This window comes from Xylanibacter ruminicola, from assembly GCF_900107775.1.
GTDB lineage: Bacteria > Bacteroidota > Bacteroidia > Bacteroidales > Bacteroidaceae > Prevotella > Prevotella ruminicola_C.
The window spans coordinates 97,006-116,496 of record NZ_FNRF01000007.1 but is presented as its reverse complement, the minus strand read 5'-3'; the positions used below and the strand labels follow the sequence as shown (position 1 = coordinate 116,496).

The window sequence follows — 19,491 nt, the reverse complement described above, 5'->3', positions numbered from 1 at the left end:
ATACAAAAAAAATTAATACAACCAAAATTTTTGCCATATTTTTTACAAAAAGAGCAGGAACCCGCATCACTGCGAGCTCCCGCCCATGGACTCTATGTATGAAAGATTGTGCTGGGTATTATCAGCTTACACGCAAACAGAGCATGGTTAAATCGTCGTTAGGATCGGCTCCGTTACGATGGGTGTTAACCTCGGTCTGCAAACGGTTAATCATCTGGCGGGCCGATACAAATGGTGTATAGCGCAGAATTTCGAGCAGGCGCTCATCACCCAACTGTTTCTGCTCCAGATTCTCGGCCTCGTTCAAACCATCCGAGTAAACCAGCAGGGTGCGGCCCTTGATACTCTCAATCTCCTCGCCAATATACTCTACCTCGGGCCACAAGCCAATAGGTGCGTTTGGCTCGATGGTAAGGAAATCGGCAGCCTTGATGCCACAATCAATGATAGGAGGATTATGACCAGCATTGCAGAAACTGAGGTGACCACTATCGAGATCGAGCAGACCGATAAACAGGGTTACAAACATACCGTTGATGTTATCGTCGCCCGACAGTTCCTTGTTCATGATGTTACAAATCTGGGCGGGCTGCAGGTGCTCGTCGGCCAAGGTATGGAACAGACGTGTAACCTGCGCCATGAACAGCGAGGCAGGGATACCCTTACCACTCACGTCGCCAACGGCAAAATACAACTTGTTATGGTCGAACACGTAGCCGTACAGGTCGCCACCAACCTCCTTGGCAGGCTCCATAAAGGCAAACATATCAAGCCCGTGGTGCTTGGGGAACTCGTGAGGCACCATACTCATCTGGATGTCGCGCGCAATTCGCAACTCGCTCTCGATACGTTCCTGGGCAGCCTTTACCTCGGCCAAACGGCGACCATGGCGGCGGTTACGAATGGTATAGCTTGAGAAGAAGCCTACCATCAGCACAATGAAACCCGAGAGGCCCCAGGTGCGCTGCTTGATAATGTGCTCTTCCTGCTCGATAATCTTCTCCTCCTTCTTCAGCGAGGCATAGATGTGACCCAGCTGACTACCCTCGTCGTGCATGTACTTAGTCAGGGTGGTATCAAGGCGCTCGCAAATCATAGCGGCCTGCACGTAAGCCGAGTCGCGCATACCTGCATTCAGGTTGGCCTCGAACTTAGGCAGATAGTACTCGTGAATCCAGTCGAGCGAGATGCTGGGGCTATAAACAGCCAGCGCCTTATCCAGACTCTGGAAGATAATAGCAGCCTCGCGGTAGTGGTGACTGGCCGAGAGATAGAAGGCGCGATTAAGGCGACCGATAACGGTGTGAGCCATATCGCTCTTCAGGTATTTATTGTAAGCCTCAGCAGCTTCATCAGGTCTGCCCAAATGCTCGAGCGCAACGGCCTTACATATCTGAGCACCAGCAAGATAGCCCTCAACAAACTGAGTCGTGGTATGAGGCATATCCTTAAACTCGGGCGACTTGTAATACTCATCAACCGACTCCTCGCAACGCTCCACCCAAGGCAGCACACGATCGTACTGACCGCTGGTGGTATAGGCACGGATGATAATCTCGAACAGCTCGAAATGGCGTGGATACCACTCGGCCAGTCGCAGCACGCCAGCCTTCATCTCGTTCGAGAGATCGAAGTACTTCTGGAACTGCTTTTCGGCCTCGTCATAGTCGCCTGTCGACACCATACCGTCGCCCACAAAGGTTCCTAAGCGGATATAACTCTCGAGGGCAATCTGATCCTGCAGCGCCTCGTCGAGCGAGAATCGCTGCATGGCATCAATGGCCGTGAGCATCGAGGTCTCGATATGCCCCTGATAGCGCAGAATCATCGTCAGCTCCGAAGCGGCATAAATCTGGAACAAACGCTCCAGCGAATCCTCAGTACCATCCTTCAGCATCTCACGGAAAATGGGAACGGCCGCGTTAAACTGGTGATGTTTACTGCAAAGAGGGTAAGCGTGATAGAACTTGCGGCAAAGGTCGGTAATCTGTCCAGCCTCGTACAAGCTATCACCACGTTGTTCCATGCCCTCCACGTTGTAGGGAGCAAGCAATGTGTAAAGAACATCGTCCTGAATCTGATAATCGTGTTGGTTGTCACATGATGTAAAGAATAGCAGAACTCCTGAAAACAATAAGGCCACTGCGGCCATCATACATTTTAACCTCATAACTTTTTGTTTGGTGTTGGTGAATAAAATTCCCTTTTTGGTGTTGGTGTTACTGAAAACAATCCTTTTTTGTGGCGCAAAGGTAAGCATTATAGTTGGTACTCCAAGCGTCTGTTAATTATTTTTAAGGAAACCATTTTTGGGGTTTGGGTTTTATGGATATATGCTGTATAAAAATAAGCCCCACAACACAGGTTGCAGGGCTTAAATATAGTATTACAGGGAGAAAAATCACGGCAAGAAGAACTTGCGGAACTCGCTCTCGAAATTAGGCGTCAGGAATCCACGGCCCATCGCCAAACGTATCTCCTGGATGCTCCAGAACCGCCCACCATCAAGCTCGGAGGCCGAAGGGGTGACAGGACCATCGTAAACGGTGCGATGCACATATACCAACTCGCGCTCGCGCGCGCTCTCGAACACGTACATTCCTACCCGTTCGGGCTTAAAGTCGGTTATACCAAGTTCCTCGCGCACCTCGCGTACCAAGGCCTGTTCTGGGTTCTCGCCATAATCTATATGACCGCCCACGCTGGTATCCCACTTGCCTGGCTGAATATCCTTCCATTCTGGGCGGCGCTGCAGATACACCTCGCCTTTACTGTTAAACACATGCAGATGCACCACTGGATGCAAAAGACGAGAGCCGCTATGGCACTCGCCTCGCGTGGCTGAGCCGATAACGCTGCCGTCGTCGGCTACCACAGGGAATAGTTCCTCACTATTATCGCTCATCACCACTTATTATTTGTTGCGATAAAAAACAAATGGTGTATTCTTGCTAAGATATGAGGTAAGCTTATCGTCCATATAGATGGCACCCTCGATAATCTCCATCGAGAACTCCTTAGTGCTGGCGTTATAGATACCGCTTGAGTAGCTGTTGGTAGAATAGAAAGCAACCTGTACCTTGTGCTCACCATCGCTGAGCTTAACGGTGAATTTTGGAGCCTTGGGGTTAATGAGCCAGTAAACAGGCGAAATCTTTATAAAACCAATGTAGCAATCAATGTCCTGATCGGGGGCAGCCTGAAGGGCTGCACGCAGCTCCTTACCCTGAGTACTTACGCTATCGATATTGTGAGCCAGCAAACGGGCAGGGAAATCGTGGATGGTCATGGTGCTATCGGTAAGGATAGACCAGCTGAGCTCTACTGAATCTACGTTATTTACATCCTTCTGGGTTGGAGCCGAATAGTACACCTTACCATTATGGGTGCCACGAACGGCGTTCAAGCAACTAGCAATCTCGCTTGGAGTAAGGTTCTTAACCTCACTGCTATCATCACTAATACACGATGTTAAACAAACAGCTGCCATGCAGCATGCAACAGAGAAAATTCTTAATGCTTTCATTTTTTACTTATTGTTTTTGTTTTGTGATTTGAATTGTACACACACTTAATGCGCCACAACCCGAAATCTTGCATCACTAACCGTTAATAATATTTAATTCGTCGCTTTTTTAGGTTTCGACTATGCAAAGGTATATTGTTTTTGCGAAAAACACGAAACTTTAATCAGAATATCAACAAAAAAATGTAATTTTGCACCATGATATTCTATTTTACAGGCACAGGAAACACCAAATGGGTGGCCCAGCAGATTAGAAAGGCCATCGGCGAAGAGCTATTCTACATCCCCGACTTGATACGTAAGGGACAGTACCAGTTTGAGTTAAAGCAGAACGAAACCATCGGCTTCTGCTTCCCCACCCATGGCTGGCAGCCACCCAGAATCGTACGAGAGTTTATCACCAAACTATCTTTTTCGAAAAAAAACACCTATTGTTGGGCACTGACCACATGTGGCGACAACATGGGCGAAACCATGACGATACTGAACAAGGATTTAGCAGCTATCGGCTTACAGGCCACCACACAGTTTGCCGTTGTGATGCCCGAGAGCTACGTGTGCCTGCCGTTTATGTACACGGACACGGAGGAGAAGGAGCACGCAAAGATTAACCTGGCGCGAAAGATGCTGCCACATATCATATCTGTTATACGTGAGCGCACGACGGGTGTTGAGGAGCTAGTGAAAGGCGGTACTCCCCGACTCTACTCGTACGTGATTGGTGCTTACTTTAATGCCCGTATGGTAAACGATAAGAAGTTTACGGTTGACGAGGATGTATGTATTAAATGTGGCAAATGCGAAAAGGTATGCCCTGTGGATAATATACAAGGAACACCGCCCGAGTGGATTCACAACGGACGGTGTACCTCTTGTTTAGCCTGTTATCATTATTGCCCCGTGCATGCCATCAACTTTGGCAAGATTACACGTAAGCGCGATCAGTACTACTTTAATAAACGCGGGGACCAAAAATCTTAGTGCCCACACGTATCATGGTTGAGCCAGTCTGCAGGGCGATGGGATAATCATCGCTCATACCCCACGAACGCTCACAAAACGCATCATCGTCGGCAAAATACTGAGCCTTTACCTCGTCGAAGAAATCGCGGGCGATCTGCATCTCCTGGCGAATCTGCGCTTCGTCATCCACAAACGAAGCCATCATCATCAAACCACAAATCTGCACATGCTGCATCTCGCGCCACTCGCCAGCTGCCAACAGTTCGCGACAGGCATCGAGCGAAAGACCATACTTAGTAGCCTCCTCGGCAATATGCAGTTCGAGCAGCACCTTGATACGGCGACCACACTTTTCGGCCTGCTTGTTAATCTCGCGCAACAGCTTGAGCGAGTCAACAGCCTCGATCATTGTTACATAAGGTGCAATGTACTTTACCTTGTTGGTCTGCAAATGGCCGATAAAGTGCCATTCGATATCCTGAGGCAGCGAAAGGTGCTTCTGGCGCAGCTCCTGCTCGTGACTCTCGCCAAACACACGCTGCCCCTCCTCGTAGGCTGCTTCGATATACTCGTTAGGGTGATATTTAGAGATAGCCACAAGGCGAACACCTTGTGGCAATGTATCGAGCACCTCGTGCAGATGGGATTTAACGTCGTAATCCATCATCGTATCGTTTGCGTTTTTACTGCTGCTCGTATTCGGGCTTATCGTTCTTCTTGCCGTACTCGTAAACGTCCATCAACGTTGTCTCGGCTACCGACGAAACTACATAGTCGATCATGGTGCCACCCATCACCTCATCGATATTCTTCATGGCACCGTTCATCGAACCAGCCTGAACCAGATAGTTAACGGTTGAGCGCTTCTCCTTCTCAGTCTTCTCATCAATCGTGATGAACTGGAGCTTAGCCTTGTACCACTTATCGGCAATATTATCATCGGTAAAGAACACCTCTTTGTAAGCTGCTTTCTTTATATCGGCCACCTCGAACTCGCCGCTGATATACGACGACATCTCCTCGGTGATGCGGGTCTCAGCCTCGCTGAAACTCAGGGCGTCGACTACATAATTTTCGTTTACTTTCTTCTGCAAGCCGTCCTCGGTTACCTTCTCGTAACGGATCTTGCATTCAAACCACATTGCTGTTCTACTTCTCATTTGTTTTCTGTTTTATTCTTTTTAATTCCCATATAATCTTTGTCCAGCGCCTCCATTTTCTTGGTGGTAAGCTGGTCGATAATCTCACTGGCAATGCGCTGCGAGCGCTCGTTACCCAGGTTACTCTGCTTGGCAAGATCCTGTTCAGCCTTGGCCAACTCCTGAGTCATACTACGGCTGCGCGCCATAAAATCCTTTTCCGAAAGGTTCATCTGCTTGTTGTTATAAACCTTAGATAGGATGCGGTCGGCCTCTTTGGTAAACTGCTTGCGGAATATCTGCTCGGCCTTGGCCTGATACTCCTTCATCTCCTTCTCGTCGATAGAGAGCGAATCCTTCATGCGCATCTGCTTGGCCACGATATTGGCGATGGTTGCCGAATCGGCATCGGCACCCAAGCCGTAAAGCAGGCTCTGCTCGTCGAGCATATCATCGGGGATAGGCTCCTCAACTGCCTTTACGTACTCTACGTCCTCGGGCTGGGGCAACATATAGAAATAGCTGCCCACAATGGCCAGCGCAATAGCTACTGCAGCAAACCCTATCAGAGCTGTGCGACGCATCTGCTTGCGACTGATAAGCGCATGGTAGAAATCGTGAACCGTCTGATAACGACGGTCGGGATCCTCGGATGTGGCCTTGGCGATAATCTGGCGCCACTCGAAGGGCAGACCAGATGAATGAAACAGCCACACCACAAACTTGGCCATCGAGTACACATCGGCACGGGCATCAATCTCGCCACCAGCCAGCACCTCAGGCGCTACGTAATCCTCAAGTCCGTCATACAGTATCTCCTGATCCAACTTGGCATAGAACGAACCATGACAAAGCAGGCGGATGGTAGCATCGTTTTTGCGAGCCAGCACATTACAGGGGGCAAAACATACGTGATACACGCCCTGTTCGTTAAGCTGATGGGTGAGTTCTACCAGATCGCGCAACGTGTTGTTGGCAAAATCCTCGCGCGCCACAACAGCCGGATTCTCGTTCAGCAGCTGCTCGAAAGTAACAAAGTTACCCACCTCAACCGCTATAGCATAAACACCACCGTCGCCCTCGTTGGGCACAAAGTGCAACTGGTGCTTATTCTTTACCTTATCCATATCGGCAGCCTCGGTACGCACACAATTACTAAAGGCGACATGATCGGCCACCTCGTCGTGGAACTCCACGAAGTTAGAGTACTTTCCATCGATCAACCGCTTGTAGAAGTAACCGTAGGGAAGACGGACTTTCGTGGTTTTTCTAACGTCACGCGTTTCTAATAATTCCTCGAAATTCATCGTAAGCTCACAATTTTGCTGCAAAAGTAAACAAATAAATCGAAAAAAAGCACGATTTAAAAATATTTTAGTAACTTTGCACCGCAAAATAGTGAAATAGTAAATTGTCAAATCGTAAAATAGAAAGATGCCTGAGATATCAGTTCGCGGACTAGAGATGCCCGAGTCGCCTATCAGAAAACTCGCCCCTCTCGCTGTAGCCGCTAAGAAAAGAGGTACCAAGGTGTACCATCTGAACATCGGTCAGCCTGACCTGCCAACACCGCAAGTAGGACTCGACGCCCTGAAGCAGATAGATCGCAGTATCCTGGAGTATTCACCCTCGCAGGGCTACCAGAGCTATCGCGAAAAGTTGGTAGACTATTATGCTAAGTACAATATTAACGTAACAGCTGATGATATCATCATTACCAGTGGTGGTAGCGAGGCGGTGCTGTTTGCATTCCTGAGCTGCCTGAATCCTGGCGATGAGATTATCGTACCAGAGCCTGCTTACGCCAACTATATGGCCTTTGCCATTTCGGCAGGAGCCAAAATCCGCACTATTGCCACTACCATCGAGGAGGGTTTCTCGCTCCCCAAGGTAGAGAAATTCGAGGAGCTGATTAATGAGCGCACACGCGCTATTATGATATGTAACCCCAACAACCCAACGGGCTACCTGTACACACGCCGCGAAATGAACCAGATTCGCGACCTGGTGAAGAAGTACGACCTGTATCTCTTCTCCGACGAGGTGTATCGTGAGTACATCTACACTGGTTCGCCATATATTTCGGCTTGCCACCTTGAGGGTATCGAGCAAAACGTGATCCTGATCGACTCAGTATCTAAACGTTATTCAGAGTGCGGTATCCGTATCGGCGCTCTGATTACCAAGAACGCCGAGGTACGCAAGGCCGTAATGAAGTTCTGTCAGGCCCGCCTCTCTCCCCCACTCATCGGACAGATTGTGGCCGAAGCTTCGCTGGATGCCCCAGAGGAGTACTATCGCGATGTGTACGACGAGTACGTCGAGCGTCGTAAGTGCCTGATCGACGGACTGAACCGCATTCCTGGCGTTTACTCACCTATCCCCATGGGTGCTTTCTATACAGTAGCCAAGCTGCCCGTAGATGATGCCGAGAAGTTCTGCCGTTGGTGCCTGTCGGAGTTCGAGTACGAGGGAGAGACAGTGATGATGGCCCCAGCAGCCGGATTCTACACCACCCCAGGTGCAGGTATCAATCAGGTACGTATCGCCTACGTATTACAGAAGAAAGACCTTGAGCGCGCACTCATCGTATTGCGCAAGGCACTCGAAGCTTACCCAGGACGAGTGGATGAGGACTAAAAATTGAAGGATTGAAGTTTTGAATTTTCCTCTATACATAGCCAAAAGAATATATAGCGATCAGGGCGACAAACGAAAAGTGAGTCGCCCAGCTATTCGTATAGCTACCATCGGTGTGGCTATCGGACTGGCTGTGATGATAGTAACTGTAAGCGTAGTACTTGGTTTTAAACATACCATTCGCGACAAAGTGGTGGGCTTTGGCAGTCACATTCAGGTACACAACATCATGAACTACAGCGGTTCTGATCCGCACCCTATCTGCGCCAACGACAGCTTGATGAAGGCTGTTAGCAAGCTGCCAGGTGTGGCCAAAGCTGAACGCTTCAGTATGACACAGGGTATCCTAAAAACCGACGAAGATTTCTTAGGAATTGCCATCAAAGGCATCGCCGAAGAATACGATACTACCTTTCTGAGTCAGCACCTTACAGCAGGGAACATTACTTCATTTAGTGATAAAACAAGCAAGTATAAACTACTGGTTTCCAAGATGATAGCAGACAAGATGCGCCTCAAGGTAGGCGACAAGGTGTTTGGCTATTTCATCGATAACCAGGATGTCCGCACTCGTAAGTTCACCATCAGCGGCATCTACCAGACCAATATGACACGCTTCGACGAGACGCTGTGTTTTACCGACCTGCATACCGCCAACAAACTGAACGGTTGGACTGATAATCAGGCAACAGGTATCGAGGTGCTGGTAAAGGATTTCGAGAAGGTGAACGATACTGCCGACCAGTTTATCGACAACATCAACCGCACCAGCGACGAACAGGGCAACTCGCTCACATCCGAAACCATTTACGAATTGTATCCACAAGTATTCTCGTGGTTGGAACTGCTTGATATCAACGTATGGATTATCTTGGCACTGATGGTTTGCGTGGCAGGCTTCACGATGATTAGCGGTTTACTCATCATCATCCTGGAGCGCACGCAGATGATTGGTATCCTGAAGGCTTTAGGCGCCCGTAACAATACCGTTCGCCATACATTCCTGTGGTTCTCGGTATTCATCATCGGTCAGGGATTGTTCTGGGGTAACATCGTGGGCATCGGCATCGTGCTACTCCAAAAATACACAGGTTTTATCACCCTCGACCCACAAACCTACTATGTGAGCGAGGCACCAATGGAGCTGAATCTGCCATTGATAGCACTCATCAACATAGCCACCTTACTTATCTGTGTGTTTGTTCTGATAGCACCAAGTTACCTGATTTCGCACATTCATCCTGCGAAATCAATGAGATACGAGTAATTTTTTTAAAAATTGCACAAAAACATTTGGTAGTGTGCAAAAAATGAATTACCTTTGCACAAAATTTGAAAAATTGTGCAGTTTTAATGAAAGAATTTAGCAGTTTTAATGCTTTAATACAGAAAGCGATTGTAGACAACTGGAATCAAGATGCCCTTACTGATTATCAGGGCATCACGCTTCAGTATCACGACGTTGCACGCAAAATTGAGAAACTCCACATATTATTCGAGAACAGCGGTGTAGTAAAGGGCGACAAGATTGCCATTTGCGGTCGCAACTCTGCCCATTGGGCTGTTGCGTTCTTAGCCACACTCACCTATGGTGCTGTTGCCGTACCCATCCTGCATGAGTTTAACGGCGAGCAGATTCAGAATATTGTGAACCACTCAGGCTCTCGCCTGCTGTTTGTAGGCGATTTTGCGGTTAAGACTATCGACGCTGAAGCTATGCCAGCTTTGGAGGCTATCTTCAACTTGCCCGATTTCTCGCTTCACGTATCGCGATCTGAGAAGATCACATACGCACGCGAACATCTTAATATGATGTTTGGAAGCAAGTTCCCCAAAGCATTCCGTGCCGAGCATGTAAAATACCATGAGGATACGGCCGAGGAGTTGTCGATGATTAACTACACCAGCGGTACAACGGGCTTTTCGAAAGGCGTGATGCTGCCCTACCGCGCTATTTGGGGTAACGTAGAGTTTTGTTTGCGAGTACTTGGTCGCAACGTGAAGGCCGGCGACAACATGCTGAGCATTCTGCCTATGGCACACATGTATGGTATGGCCGTTGAGTTCCTGTTCGGATTCTGTAACGGATGCCATCTGTTCTTCCTTACTCGACTTCCGAGTCCGGCTATCATTGCCGAGGCGTTTGCTACTGTAAAACCAGCATGTATTATTACCGTTCCGCTGATAATCGAGAAGATTATCCGCAAGAAGGTATTCCCAAAGATACAGAACAACCGCATGCGACTATTGCTTAACATGCCAGTAGTGAGCAAGAAGGTTAAGAGCCGCATTTGCAACGAGGTATATAATGCCTTTGGCGGCAACCTGTACGAGGTGATTGTTGGCGGTGCCCCACTCTCTAAGGAGGTTGAGGAGTTCCTGCTCTCAATCGGATTCCCCATCACCGTGGGTTATGGCACTACCGAGTGCGCCCCACTGATTTCGTTCTCAGACTACCACGACTTTATAGGCGGTTCGGTTGGACAACCTGTCGACCGTATGGAGGTGAAGATTCTGAGCTCCGACCCAGAGAACGTGGCTGGCGAGATTGTTACCAAGGGTACCAACATGATGTTAGGTTACTACCTGAACGAAGAGGCCACACGCGAGGCTATCGACGAAGAGGGTTGGTATCATACTGGCGACTTAGGCACCATGCTGCCAAGCGGACACATCTTTATTCGCGGACGCTCGAAGAACATGCTGTTGGGCGCCAACGGACAGAACGTATATCCAGAAGAAATTGAGGACAAGCTGAATACGATGGCTATGGTTTCAGAGAGCATCGTGATTCAGCGTGGAGATAAACTGGTGGCTTTGGTTCACCCTGACCAGGACGAGGTTGTAAGCTTCAGTCAGGAGGAATTGGAACACATCATGGAGCAGAATCGTCAGGAGCTTAACAACATGCTTCCTGTCTACAGCCGTATCTCGGCTATAGAGCTGCATGAAGAGGAGTTTGCAAAGACACCAAAGAAGAGTATCAAACGCTATCTATACAAGAATAAGTAATAGCTTATGGAACATATACCTAGTTTTAACGCTCTTATACAAAAGAGTATTATTGACAATTGGGATCGCGACGCGCTGACCGACTTTAAGGGACAGACGCTGCAGTTTCATGACGTAGCCAGAAAAATCGAAAAGTTGCATATTCTTTTCGAAAACAGCGGCATCCAGAAGGGGGATAAGATTGCCCTCTGCGGTCGCAATTCATCACAATGGGCAGTGGCATTCTTAGCCACACTTACCTACGGCGCTATTGCTGTGCCCATTCTGCATGAGTTTAATGCCGAACAGGTACACAACATCGTGAACCACTCTGAAGCCCGCCTGCTGTTTGTGGGCGACCATGTGGCTACCATCATCGATCCCCAAGCCATGCCAACACTCGAGGGTATCATCAACAACCCCGATTACTCACTCATGATTTCGCGTACCGACAAATTAACCTATGCGCGCGAACATCTTAATGAGCTCTATGGAAAGAAATTCCCCAAGTACTTCCGTAAGGAGCACGTACACTATTATATGGAGGAGAGTCCTGAGGAGTTGGCCGTTATCAACTATACCAGCGGCACAACAGGTTTCTCGAAAGGCGTTATGCTGCCCTATCGCGCACTCTGGTCGAACTTCGACTTTGCCGTGAGCGTATTGGGCAATACCATCAAGGCTGGCGATAAGGTTATCTCGATGTTACCAATGGCACACATGTATGGTATGGCATTCGAATTCATATTCGAGTTCCTGTACGGTTGTCATGTGTACTATCTGAACCGTGTACCTTCGCCCGCTATCATCGCACAGGCCCTGGCTGAGATTCGTCCACGTATCGTCATCGCCGTACCTCTCATCATCGAGAAGATTATCCGCAAGAAGGTATTCCCAAAGATACAGAACAACCGTATGCGACTGCTACTGCAGATGCCTGTAATCTCAAAGAAGGTTCGCGAGATGATCTGTCAGGAAGTGCTAAAGGCCTTTGGTGGCAACATGTACGAGGTAATCATTGGTGGTGCTGCCCTGAACCAGGAGGTAGAACGATTCCTGAAGCGTATCGACTTCCCCTACACCGTAGGTTATGGCGCTACCGAGTGTGCACCTATCATCTGCTATCGCGACTGGCATACTTTTGCCCCAGGTTCGTGCGGACGTGCAGCCCTGCATCAGGAGGTAAAAATTGTATCACCCGACCCACAGCGTATTCCTGGTGAGATTCTCACCAAGGGTCCAAACGTGATGTTGGGATACTATAAGAACCCTGAGGCCACAGCCGAGACTATCGACCGCGATGGCTGGTACCACACTGGCGACCTTGGTACAATGGATGCCGATGGTAACGTATTTATTAACGGACGCTCGAAGAACATGCTGTTGGGTCCTAACGGACAGAACATCTATCCAGAGGAAATCGAGGACAAGTTGAACTCGATGACCATGGTGCTTGAGAGTGTGGTAGTACAGCGTGATAACAAACTGGTAGCTTTGGTTCACCCCGATATGGACGAGGCTAAGAATATGGGCTTCTCAGAGGAGGATCTGAAGAACATCATGGAGCAGAACCGCAATGGTTTGAACGAAATGATTCCAGCTTACGAGAAGATCTCTGAAATCGAAATCCACGAAGAGGAATTCGAGAAGACACCAAAGAGAAGTATCAAACGCTATCTCTACAAATAATAATTAAGCCTCCTTTTGGGAGGCTTAATTATTTTCTATCACTCGTACCAGTAGTAATACCAATAGGTACCAAAGTACTGGTCTTCTACCTTTCCTTTTTGTTCCATTTTGTTAGGATACTGGCGGCGCAGTTCGCGGAAGTTTTCGTAATCCTCGTCTAACACGGTGTTACGATAAACAGCCACAGGCTTGGAACGCAGATGACCATAGAGCACCAAGGCCTCGCGATAGTGCTTAGGCAGACTATCGTTCAGGGCGTAATACTTACCTACCTCACCAGCAAATTTATCAATCTGCTTGTCGATGAGATAACCCGTCAACTGATAATCGGCTACCACCTTACTGGGTACAGTATCCTTACACAACATATGGTGCTGCACCAACTCGAGATAATGCATGGGTTCCATCTGATAGGCAGGAGCTGCACCCATGAACTTATACACGCTGTCGACAGGATATAATAATAAGGTAGAATGTCTATCGGTAGGCAGAATGCTCTTACTGTTACCACACACCTTATACTCGAAGAGTTTATCGCCTATGGCATCCTTACGAGCCAACGCCTGCATACGTAACATCACCAAATGCTCGTCGCACTCTAAAGACTTTTTACCTGCGGCCAACGCACCATCCACATCGTCCTCAAGCAAACAGCGTTCGGCTCGCATACGATAATGGAATACAGCATTGGTATTGCCGATACTAACCGTCATAATCATGAGGAGAACCATAATAAGCAGGTTCATCCACATAGAACGCGACAGGATGTGGGGATTTGGATCATCGTCGAGCTCCTGCAGTTTGGTAAAGAAATAGGTGCATCCACCCCAAAGTAAGAGATAAACAATGATAAGCCACCACGAGAACTTGTGCGTGATACCACTAGCTGGGTCGGGCACAATATCAGTAAGCATGCCCAAAGCCAACATAGATGGGAAATAAGTAAGCGCATAAAAGCTCTTATTAAGGTGTGTTACCTTATGAATAAGGTGCTGGAGCAGATAAAGCACAAAGGTGATACCTATCGCACCCACCAAACGGTTATAATGCGTTATGCCATGACTGAGCACATGCTGCGCCATCATCAGCAGATCGCACTGGAAATAGTACAGCCAGCACCAAGAGAAGAGAATAAAAACGATAGCGCACACAACGCGTATGGTTATGGCGCTACCTTCTTGTTTCTTTTTACGATAATTCATATTTTAAATTTTCTTCAACACAACGGCTGAGCGAGCCGGGATATAGAGTTTGAGCCACTCCTTATGATCGGCAACATAAAGCGGATCATAGTTTGTGAAGTGGGTAACAGTGTCGTCGGCAAAGCCGTTTCCACCAAAGTCTTTCGAATCGGTATTAAGAACCACCTTATACGAGCCGGTGGGTACCAGGAATCCATAATCGGTATAGCTACGTGTGGGCGAGAAGTTGAACACAAATACCAAGTCGCCACGCATGAAGCAAAGTACTTGGTCGCCATCATCGTGCCATATCTCAGTAACAGGTGTAGCCTGGAAGTTGCGCACGCCCTTTATCACCTTCAGCATCTCGCGATCAAAGTCGCCCAGCCAATGGTAGCAAAGATCCTTGTTATCTACCAGATTCCACTGTCGGCGTGCGTACTTATAACTCCAACCATTACCCTCGCGTGGGAAGTCTATCCATTCAGGATGTCCGAACTCGTTACCCATAAAGTTCAGGTAGCCACCATTAATGGCTGCAGCGGTAACCAAGCGGATCATCTTATGCAGGGCGATACCACGCTGGGCAATATCGTTCACATCCTTCTTAGCAAAGTGCCAATACATATCGGCATCAATCAAGCGGAAGATGATGGTCTTATCGCCAACGAGTGCCTGGTCGTGACTCTCGCAGTACGAGATAGTCTTCTCATCTGGACGGCGATTCTTAACCTCCCAGAAGATTGAGCATACATTGATATCCTCATCACGCACCTCTTTAATAGTCTTAATCCAGTAATCGGGGATATTCATGGCCATACGATAGTCGAAGCCATATCCGCCATCCTCGAACTTAGCAGCGAGGCCTGGCATACCAGATACCTCTTCGGCAATAGTGATAGCGGCAGGATTTACCTCGTGTATCAGCTTGTTGGCCAAAGTGAGATAACAGATGGCGTTATCATCCTCGTGACCATTAAAGTAATCGCCATAACCACCAAAGGCCTCACCCAATCCGTGAGAGTAGTAAAGCATAGAGGTAACGCCATCAAAGCGGAAACCATCAAACTTAAACTCCTCGAGCCAGTATTTGCAGTTTGAGAGCAGGAAGTGCAGCACCTCGTCCTTACCATAATCAAAGCAGAGCGAATCCCATGCCGGATGCTCGTGACGGTCTCCAGGATAGAAGAACTGATTAGGATCGCCTGCCAGATTGCCAAGACCCTCAACCTCGTTCTTAACAGCATGCGAATGTACGATATCCATGATAACTGCCACACCATTCTTGTGGGCAGTATCAATAAGTTCCTTGAGTTCCTCGGGAGTGCCGAAACGGCTACTTGGTGCAAAGAATGATGATACGTGATAGCCGAACGAACCGTAATAAGGATGCTCCTGAATGGCCATTACCTGAATGCAGTTATAACCATCCTTGATAATGCGTGGCAACACATTATCCTTAAATTCCTTATAGGTACCAACCTTCTCGGCATCCTGTCCCATACCTACATGACACTCATAAATGAGCAAGGGATTCTTCTTGGGTTTGAAGTTCTTTTTCTTGAACTCGTATTTCTCCTCAGGATTCCAAACCTGAGCTGAGAAAATCTTTGTATTCTCGTCCTGAACCACACGACGGCACCAGGCAGGAATACGCTCGCCTTCTCCCCCATTCCACTTTACCTTCATCTTGTAAAGTTGGCCATGCTTCAGGGCTTTTTCGCTGAGTTTCAACTCCCAGTTGCCCGTACCCTCGATACGCTTGCAACGGTATTTCTCGTTCTCCTGCCAGTTATTAAAGTCGCCAATCAGATAGATATCTGTAGCGTTAGGCGCCCACTCACGGAACACCCAGCCCTTTGACAACTTATGCAGACCAAAATAAAGATGACCAGATGCAAACTGACTCAGCGTCTTCTTGCCGTTCTGTGTGAGCTGGTTCATCTTCCAGACAGCATGGTCGTGACGTCCACGGATAGCACCTTCGAAAGGTTCCAACCACGAATCGTTACGTACCAAGCCGATATGTTCAGGCTGTGTAGGAGCAGCTTTCTTGGCCGAGGTCTTTTTGGCTGCCGGTTTCTTGACAGATTGTTTCTTTGTTTCCATAGTTATTGTATTTTATTGTTTTGCATTTAATGTTTATGCCTTAACCTTGAAAATGGCTTTCTTGATTTCAGGCTGGTTGATGATGCAAGGGGCATGACCATCTTGCGGGAAGAAGATGACAAACTGGCCAGGTTTAACCGTTACATAGGTCTGAGACTTGGTGTCGCCATACTTGGTAATATCCTTTTCAGCATTATACTCAAAATCGGGCAGATCGCACAGAGGGGTATAGCCGAATGTTTCTTCACAGGTGATAGGAATCTGGATATCAATCATCTCGATATGTGTTTCGAGAACTGCTGTCTCCTGGGTTTTGCCCTTAGCCACCTGGATATTTACAAACAGATCCTTATCCTTGATGAAGTGCTTACCCTCTTCTACAGTCTGAAGATCATTGCTTTTCAGGAACTCAACCACATCGGCAAACAACGGATTAAGTGTTACGTATTTGCCCAGATTCTCAATTGTATCAATAATCATAATCAGTAAAATATTTAAGTTGTTTGTTACTTTAATTGTCTATGTCCACGGGTATAGGTACCTTGAGCTGTTACCTTACCATTACGGTCTTTCTCTACGAAGTTGCCATCACGCACATCGTCGAGATAGGTGCCTTCGAAACGATTGCCATCTTTATCCTCCTCGATAGCCGCACCGTTACGTCGACCGTTCTTAAAAATACCTTTGAATTTAGAGCCGTCGGCAAAACGGGCAATGCACTCGCCATTGGGCTGACCAGCCTTGAAAGTGCCCTCAACGGTATCGCCGCACTTCTTGGTAAGCTTACCACGACCATCCTGCTTATCAGCCTTCCACTGACCTACGTAGGAATCGCCATTCTGCCATACCAACGTGCCCTGACCTTGCTTGTCGCCCTTAAAGAACTGACCTGTATATACATCGCCATTGGCATACTTAAAAATGCCCTGACCTGTACGTTCACCTCTTACGTAGTCGCCCTCATAAACATCGCCGTTCTGGAACTTATAGATGCCACGCCCGTTCATCTCGTCATCAGTCCAAGGACCAATATACACATCGCCGCCAGCATACTTAAAAGTACCTTTGCCCGAGCGCATATTCTCCTTCCAATCGCCATCATAAACAGAGCCATCGCCCCAGTCGTAGATGCCTTTGCCGTTCTTTTTATCGTTCAACCAATCGCCTTTGTAGAAAGCACCACTGGCAAAAGTATAGGTACCAAAACCCGAACGCTTGTCCTGTCGCCATTCGCCGTCATACTTATCGCCATTATAGTAGTACATCACACCATGGCCTTGCTGATAATCGCGGAACCACAAGCCATCGTAACGATTGTTATTTGCAAAGTAATATGTTCCCTTACCATGCTGCTGATCCTGAAACCACTCGCCCTCGTATTTCTCGCCATCAAAAAAGGTAAAAATACCAAAACCCTGACGCTTACCTTTAACGTATTCGCCCTCGTAAAGGTTGCCATTCTTATACACAGCCTTACCTTTACCATTGGGTTTACCCATGACCATTTCGCCCTGATATTCGCCACCATCCTTGGTTGTGGCCGAGCCGAGTGTTATCTTCTGTGCATCTGCAGTAAAAGGCAGAAACAATGAAAGTGCTATTATCGAAAGTTTATTTATATTCATTTGCAATATATCCTATTTTAGTGTGCAAATTTAAATAAAATAATCGAGGTGCCCAAATTACTTACCTATATATTAATATAATTTTTCACTTTTCACTTTTCACTTTTCACTTTTTATTCGTACCTTTGCACCCGTTATGAAGTTTATGGCTATTATTCCTGCCCGTTATGCTTCTACAAGATATCCGGGCAAGCCGCTTGCAATACTGGGCGGAAAAACAGTGATTCAGAGAGTGTACGAGCAAGTAAAAAGCGTGCTCGACGAAGTATATGTAGCAACCGACGACCAGCGCATTTTTGACGCTGTAGTGGCTTTTGGTGGCAGAGCCGTAATGACACGTGCCGACCACAAGAGCGGTACCGATCGTATCGAAGAGGCTGCCGAGAAAATCGGATCGGATGCAGATGTGATCATCAATGTACAGGGCGACGAACCATTTATCCAGCCCTCGCAGATTGAGACATTGATGCACCTTTTTGATGCACCAGAGACTCAGATTGGCACATTAGGCAAACTGTTCGAATCGATCGAGGCTATTGAGAATCCTAACTCTCCAAAGATTGTTACCGACAATCGCGGATTTGCACTCTACTTTAGTCGTAGTGTGATACCTTATATCCGAGGCAAGGAGCGTAACGAGTGGTTTGGCGTATACCCATTCCTGAAACACTTGGGAATCTACGCTTATCGCCGTGAGGTTTTGGCCGAAGTAACAAAATTGCCCCAAAGCAGTATGGAAAAAGCAGAGAGCCTGGAGCAATTACGTTGGTTACAGAACGGCTACCGCATCCGTGTGGGTATGACCGATATCGAAACGGTTGGTATCGACACCCCAGAGGATCTGACCCGCGCCGAAGAGTTCTTACTGAAGCATCTGGCGTAAAAGATCCTTCTGACGCTCAGTGAGATTTGTTGGAAGTTTTACCTGATAGGTAATGATGAGATCACCAAAGGTGCCATCGCCCCTATCATACCCCTTACCACGCAGTCGGACCTTAGTGCCTGGCTGCGTTTCCGGTTTAATTTTCAGCTTCAACTTCTGACCGTTCGACAGGGTTACAATCACCTCGCCACCTAACATGGCAGTGTAAAGATCTATCGTAACGTTAGCATTCATCTCACCACTATGTGTACGAGCTTGCCTGCTGCCCCCAAAACCTTGGAAACCACCAAAACCGCCACCTTGCTGTCCTTTGCGCCCAAACAGATCTTCGAAGAACGATGAGAAGCCTCCGCCACCCTGGAAACTGCTAAAGTCGAAACCACCAAACGGGTTGCCGCCTGCCTGTCCGCCACCTCCAAATCCTTGGAACTGTTCAGCCTCGCGCCACTTCTCACCATACTGGTCGTACTTCTTACGCTTCTCAGGATCGCCAATTACATCATAAGCCTCCTGCAAGGCCTGGAACTTAGCCTGAGCCTTGGGGTCATCAGGATGCAAATCGGGATGAAACTGTTTGGCACGTTTCAGATAGGCCTTCTTTACATCCTTCTGCGCAATGGTTTTATCTACGCCTAAAATCTTGTAATAATCAATAAATGCCATAATCAAAATCCTCCTATTTTTTCAACTTTTCCAGCAAAAAATGTGCCAAACAAAACTCAAAATAATCGAATAAATATTTGGG

The 19,491-nt window shown here is 47.8% G+C and carries 17 protein-coding genes; 6 read left to right on the top strand and 11 right to left on the bottom strand.

Features of this window, described 5'->3' with window-relative positions:
- Nucleotides 1-121: 121 nt before the first annotated feature.
- From BLU97_RS15705 to BLU97_RS15235, 3 genes are all read right to left on the bottom strand, one after another.
- The gene (locus tag BLU97_RS15705) at nt 122-2,170 is read right to left on the bottom strand and encodes a PP2C family protein-serine/threonine phosphatase (RefSeq protein ID WP_254771742.1); all 2,049 of its coding nucleotides are present in this window, start codon (nt 2,168-2,170) and stop codon (nt 122-124) included.
- A 231-nt stretch (nt 2,171-2,401) separates the two neighbouring features.
- Nucleotides 2,402-2,908, bottom strand: a complete 507-nt coding sequence (locus tag BLU97_RS15240; RefSeq protein WP_074762328.1) for an NUDIX hydrolase — start codon at nt 2,906-2,908, stop codon at nt 2,402-2,404.
- A 6-nt stretch (nt 2,909-2,914) separates the two neighbouring features.
- Nucleotides 2,915-3,526 carry a DUF4840 domain-containing protein gene (locus tag BLU97_RS15235; RefSeq protein ID WP_074762305.1) on the bottom strand — a complete coding sequence of 204 codons (612 nt, stop codon included), beginning with the start codon at nt 3,524-3,526 and terminating at the stop codon, nt 2,915-2,917.
- Nucleotides 3,527-3,724: 198 nt separating this feature from the next.
- On the opposite strand from BLU97_RS15235, the gene BLU97_RS15230 reads away from it, so the two are divergent.
- On the top strand, nt 3,725-4,507 hold the full coding sequence (locus tag BLU97_RS15230; protein WP_074762304.1) for an EFR1 family ferrodoxin: 783 nt from the start codon (nt 3,725-3,727) through the stop codon (nt 4,505-4,507).
- Here the strand turns inward: BLU97_RS15230 and BLU97_RS15225 are convergent.
- The 3 genes from BLU97_RS15225 to BLU97_RS15215 are packed head-to-tail and all read right to left on the bottom strand — an operon-like array spanning nt 4,479 to nt 6,935.
- Nucleotides 4,479-5,153: a YggS family pyridoxal phosphate-dependent enzyme gene (locus tag BLU97_RS15225; protein WP_074762327.1), complete on the bottom strand. Its 675-nt coding sequence runs from the start codon at nt 5,151-5,153 to the stop codon at nt 4,479-4,481. The genes BLU97_RS15230 and BLU97_RS15225 overlap by 29 nt on opposite strands.
- A 19-nt stretch (nt 5,154-5,172) precedes the next feature.
- Complete coding sequence (locus BLU97_RS15220; RefSeq protein WP_028908295.1) at nt 5,173-5,649, bottom strand: DUF4494 domain-containing protein; 477 nt, start codon at nt 5,647-5,649, stop codon at nt 5,173-5,175.
- On the bottom strand, nt 5,646-6,935 hold the full coding sequence (locus tag BLU97_RS15215) for a hypothetical protein (RefSeq protein ID WP_074762303.1): 1,290 nt from the start codon (nt 6,933-6,935) through the stop codon (nt 5,646-5,648). The genes BLU97_RS15220 and BLU97_RS15215 overlap by 4 nt, the downstream gene beginning before the upstream one ends.
- 127 nt (nt 6,936-7,062) lie before the next feature.
- Here BLU97_RS15215 and BLU97_RS15210 point away from each other — a divergent pair, with 127 nt between their 5' ends.
- The 4 genes from BLU97_RS15210 to BLU97_RS15195 all read left to right on the top strand — a co-directional run bounded on the left by BLU97_RS15210 (nt 7,063) and on the right by BLU97_RS15195 (nt 12,948).
- Nucleotides 7,063-8,268: a pyridoxal phosphate-dependent aminotransferase gene (locus BLU97_RS15210; protein WP_013064730.1), complete on the top strand. Its 1,206-nt coding sequence runs from the start codon at nt 7,063-7,065 to the stop codon at nt 8,266-8,268.
- 19 nt (nt 8,269-8,287) lie between these two features.
- The gene (locus tag BLU97_RS15205; RefSeq protein WP_074762302.1) at nt 8,288-9,535 is read left to right on the top strand and encodes an ABC transporter permease; all 1,248 of its coding nucleotides are present in this window, start codon (nt 8,288-8,290) and stop codon (nt 9,533-9,535) included.
- An 86-nt stretch (nt 9,536-9,621) separates the two neighbouring features.
- Nucleotides 9,622-11,280 carry an AMP-binding protein gene (locus BLU97_RS15200; RefSeq protein ID WP_074762301.1) on the top strand — a complete coding sequence of 553 codons (1,659 nt, stop codon included), beginning with the start codon at nt 9,622-9,624 and terminating at the stop codon, nt 11,278-11,280.
- A gap of 6 nt (nt 11,281-11,286) precedes the next feature.
- Nucleotides 11,287-12,948 (top strand): AMP-binding protein, encoded by a 1,662-nt coding sequence (locus tag BLU97_RS15195; RefSeq protein ID WP_074762300.1) that lies wholly within the window; start codon nt 11,287-11,289, stop codon nt 12,946-12,948.
- 38 nt (nt 12,949-12,986) lie between these two features.
- Here the strand turns inward: BLU97_RS15195 and BLU97_RS15190 are convergent, their stop codons facing one another.
- Genes BLU97_RS15190 through BLU97_RS15175 form a run of 4 tightly spaced genes read right to left on the bottom strand, consistent with a single transcriptional unit; the run spans nt 12,987 to nt 17,863 of the window.
- On the bottom strand, nt 12,987-14,150 hold the full coding sequence (locus BLU97_RS15190; RefSeq protein WP_074762299.1) for a DUF6057 family protein: 1,164 nt from the start codon (nt 14,148-14,150) through the stop codon (nt 12,987-12,989).
- A 3-nt stretch (nt 14,151-14,153) separates the two neighbouring features.
- Nucleotides 14,154-16,238, bottom strand: coding sequence for an alpha amylase C-terminal domain-containing protein (locus BLU97_RS15185; RefSeq protein ID WP_074762298.1), 2,085 nt, complete (start codon nt 16,236-16,238; stop codon nt 14,154-14,156).
- 33 nt (nt 16,239-16,271) lie between these two features.
- Entirely contained in the window at nt 16,272-16,718 is a 447-nt protein-coding gene (locus BLU97_RS15180) for a YhcH/YjgK/YiaL family protein (RefSeq protein WP_074762297.1), read from the bottom strand.
- Nucleotides 16,719-16,744: 26 nt separating this feature from the next.
- Nucleotides 16,745-17,863: a phosphatidylinositol-4-phosphate 5-kinase gene (locus BLU97_RS15175; RefSeq protein WP_074762296.1), complete on the bottom strand. Its 1,119-nt coding sequence runs from the start codon at nt 17,861-17,863 to the stop codon at nt 16,745-16,747.
- A gap of 136 nt (nt 17,864-17,999) precedes the next feature.
- On the opposite strand from BLU97_RS15175, the gene kdsB reads away from it, so the two are divergent.
- Nucleotides 18,000-18,746, top strand: a complete 747-nt coding sequence (gene kdsB / locus BLU97_RS15170) for a 3-deoxy-manno-octulosonate cytidylyltransferase (RefSeq protein WP_074762295.1) — start codon at nt 18,000-18,002, stop codon at nt 18,744-18,746.
- On the opposite strand, the gene BLU97_RS15165 is transcribed toward kdsB, so the two are convergent.
- Nucleotides 18,726-19,409 carry a DnaJ domain-containing protein gene (locus tag BLU97_RS15165; protein WP_074762294.1) on the bottom strand — a complete coding sequence of 228 codons (684 nt, stop codon included), beginning with the start codon at nt 19,407-19,409 and terminating at the stop codon, nt 18,726-18,728. The two genes, kdsB and BLU97_RS15165, sit on opposite strands and share 21 nt — an antisense overlap.
- Between the last annotated feature and the right edge of the window lie 82 nt (nt 19,410-19,491).

Bases quoted from the DNA above. Each gene is read 5' to 3' on its own strand.
- BLU97_RS15705 (WP_254771742.1), bottom strand. From the start codon at position 2,170: ATGAGGTTAAAATGTATGATGGCCGCAGTGGCCTTATTGTTTTCAGGA.
- BLU97_RS15235 (WP_074762305.1), bottom strand. From the start codon at position 3,526: ATGAAAGCATTAAGAATTTTCTCTGTTGCATGCTGCATGGCAGCTGTT.
- BLU97_RS15230 (WP_074762304.1), top strand. From the start codon at position 3,725: ATGATATTCTATTTTACAGGCACAGGAAACACCAAATGGGTGGCCCAG.
- BLU97_RS15225 (WP_074762327.1), bottom strand. From the start codon at position 5,153: ATGGATTACGACGTTAAATCCCATCTGCACGAGGTGCTCGATACATTG.
- BLU97_RS15220 (WP_028908295.1), bottom strand. From the start codon at position 5,649: ATGAGAAGTAGAACAGCAATGTGGTTTGAATGCAAGATCCGTTACGAG.
- BLU97_RS15215 (WP_074762303.1), bottom strand. From the start codon at position 6,935: ATGAATTTCGAGGAATTATTAGAAACGCGTGACGTTAGAAAAACCACG.
- BLU97_RS15210 (WP_013064730.1), top strand. From the start codon at position 7,063: ATGCCTGAGATATCAGTTCGCGGACTAGAGATGCCCGAGTCGCCTATC.
- BLU97_RS15200 (WP_074762301.1), top strand. From the start codon at position 9,622: ATGAAAGAATTTAGCAGTTTTAATGCTTTAATACAGAAAGCGATTGTA.
- BLU97_RS15195 (WP_074762300.1), top strand. From the start codon at position 11,287: ATGGAACATATACCTAGTTTTAACGCTCTTATACAAAAGAGTATTATT.
- BLU97_RS15190 (WP_074762299.1), bottom strand. From the start codon at position 14,150: ATGAATTATCGTAAAAAGAAACAAGAAGGTAGCGCCATAACCATACGC.
- BLU97_RS15185 (WP_074762298.1), bottom strand. From the start codon at position 16,238: ATGGAAACAAAGAAACAATCTGTCAAGAAACCGGCAGCCAAAAAGACC.
- BLU97_RS15180 (WP_074762297.1), bottom strand. From the start codon at position 16,718: ATGATTATTGATACAATTGAGAATCTGGGCAAATACGTAACACTTAAT.
- BLU97_RS15175 (WP_074762296.1), bottom strand. From the start codon at position 17,863: ATGAATATAAATAAACTTTCGATAATAGCACTTTCATTGTTTCTGCCT.
- kdsB (WP_074762295.1), top strand. From the start codon at position 18,000: ATGAAGTTTATGGCTATTATTCCTGCCCGTTATGCTTCTACAAGATAT.
- BLU97_RS15165 (WP_074762294.1), bottom strand. From the start codon at position 19,409: ATGGCATTTATTGATTATTACAAGATTTTAGGCGTAGATAAAACCATT.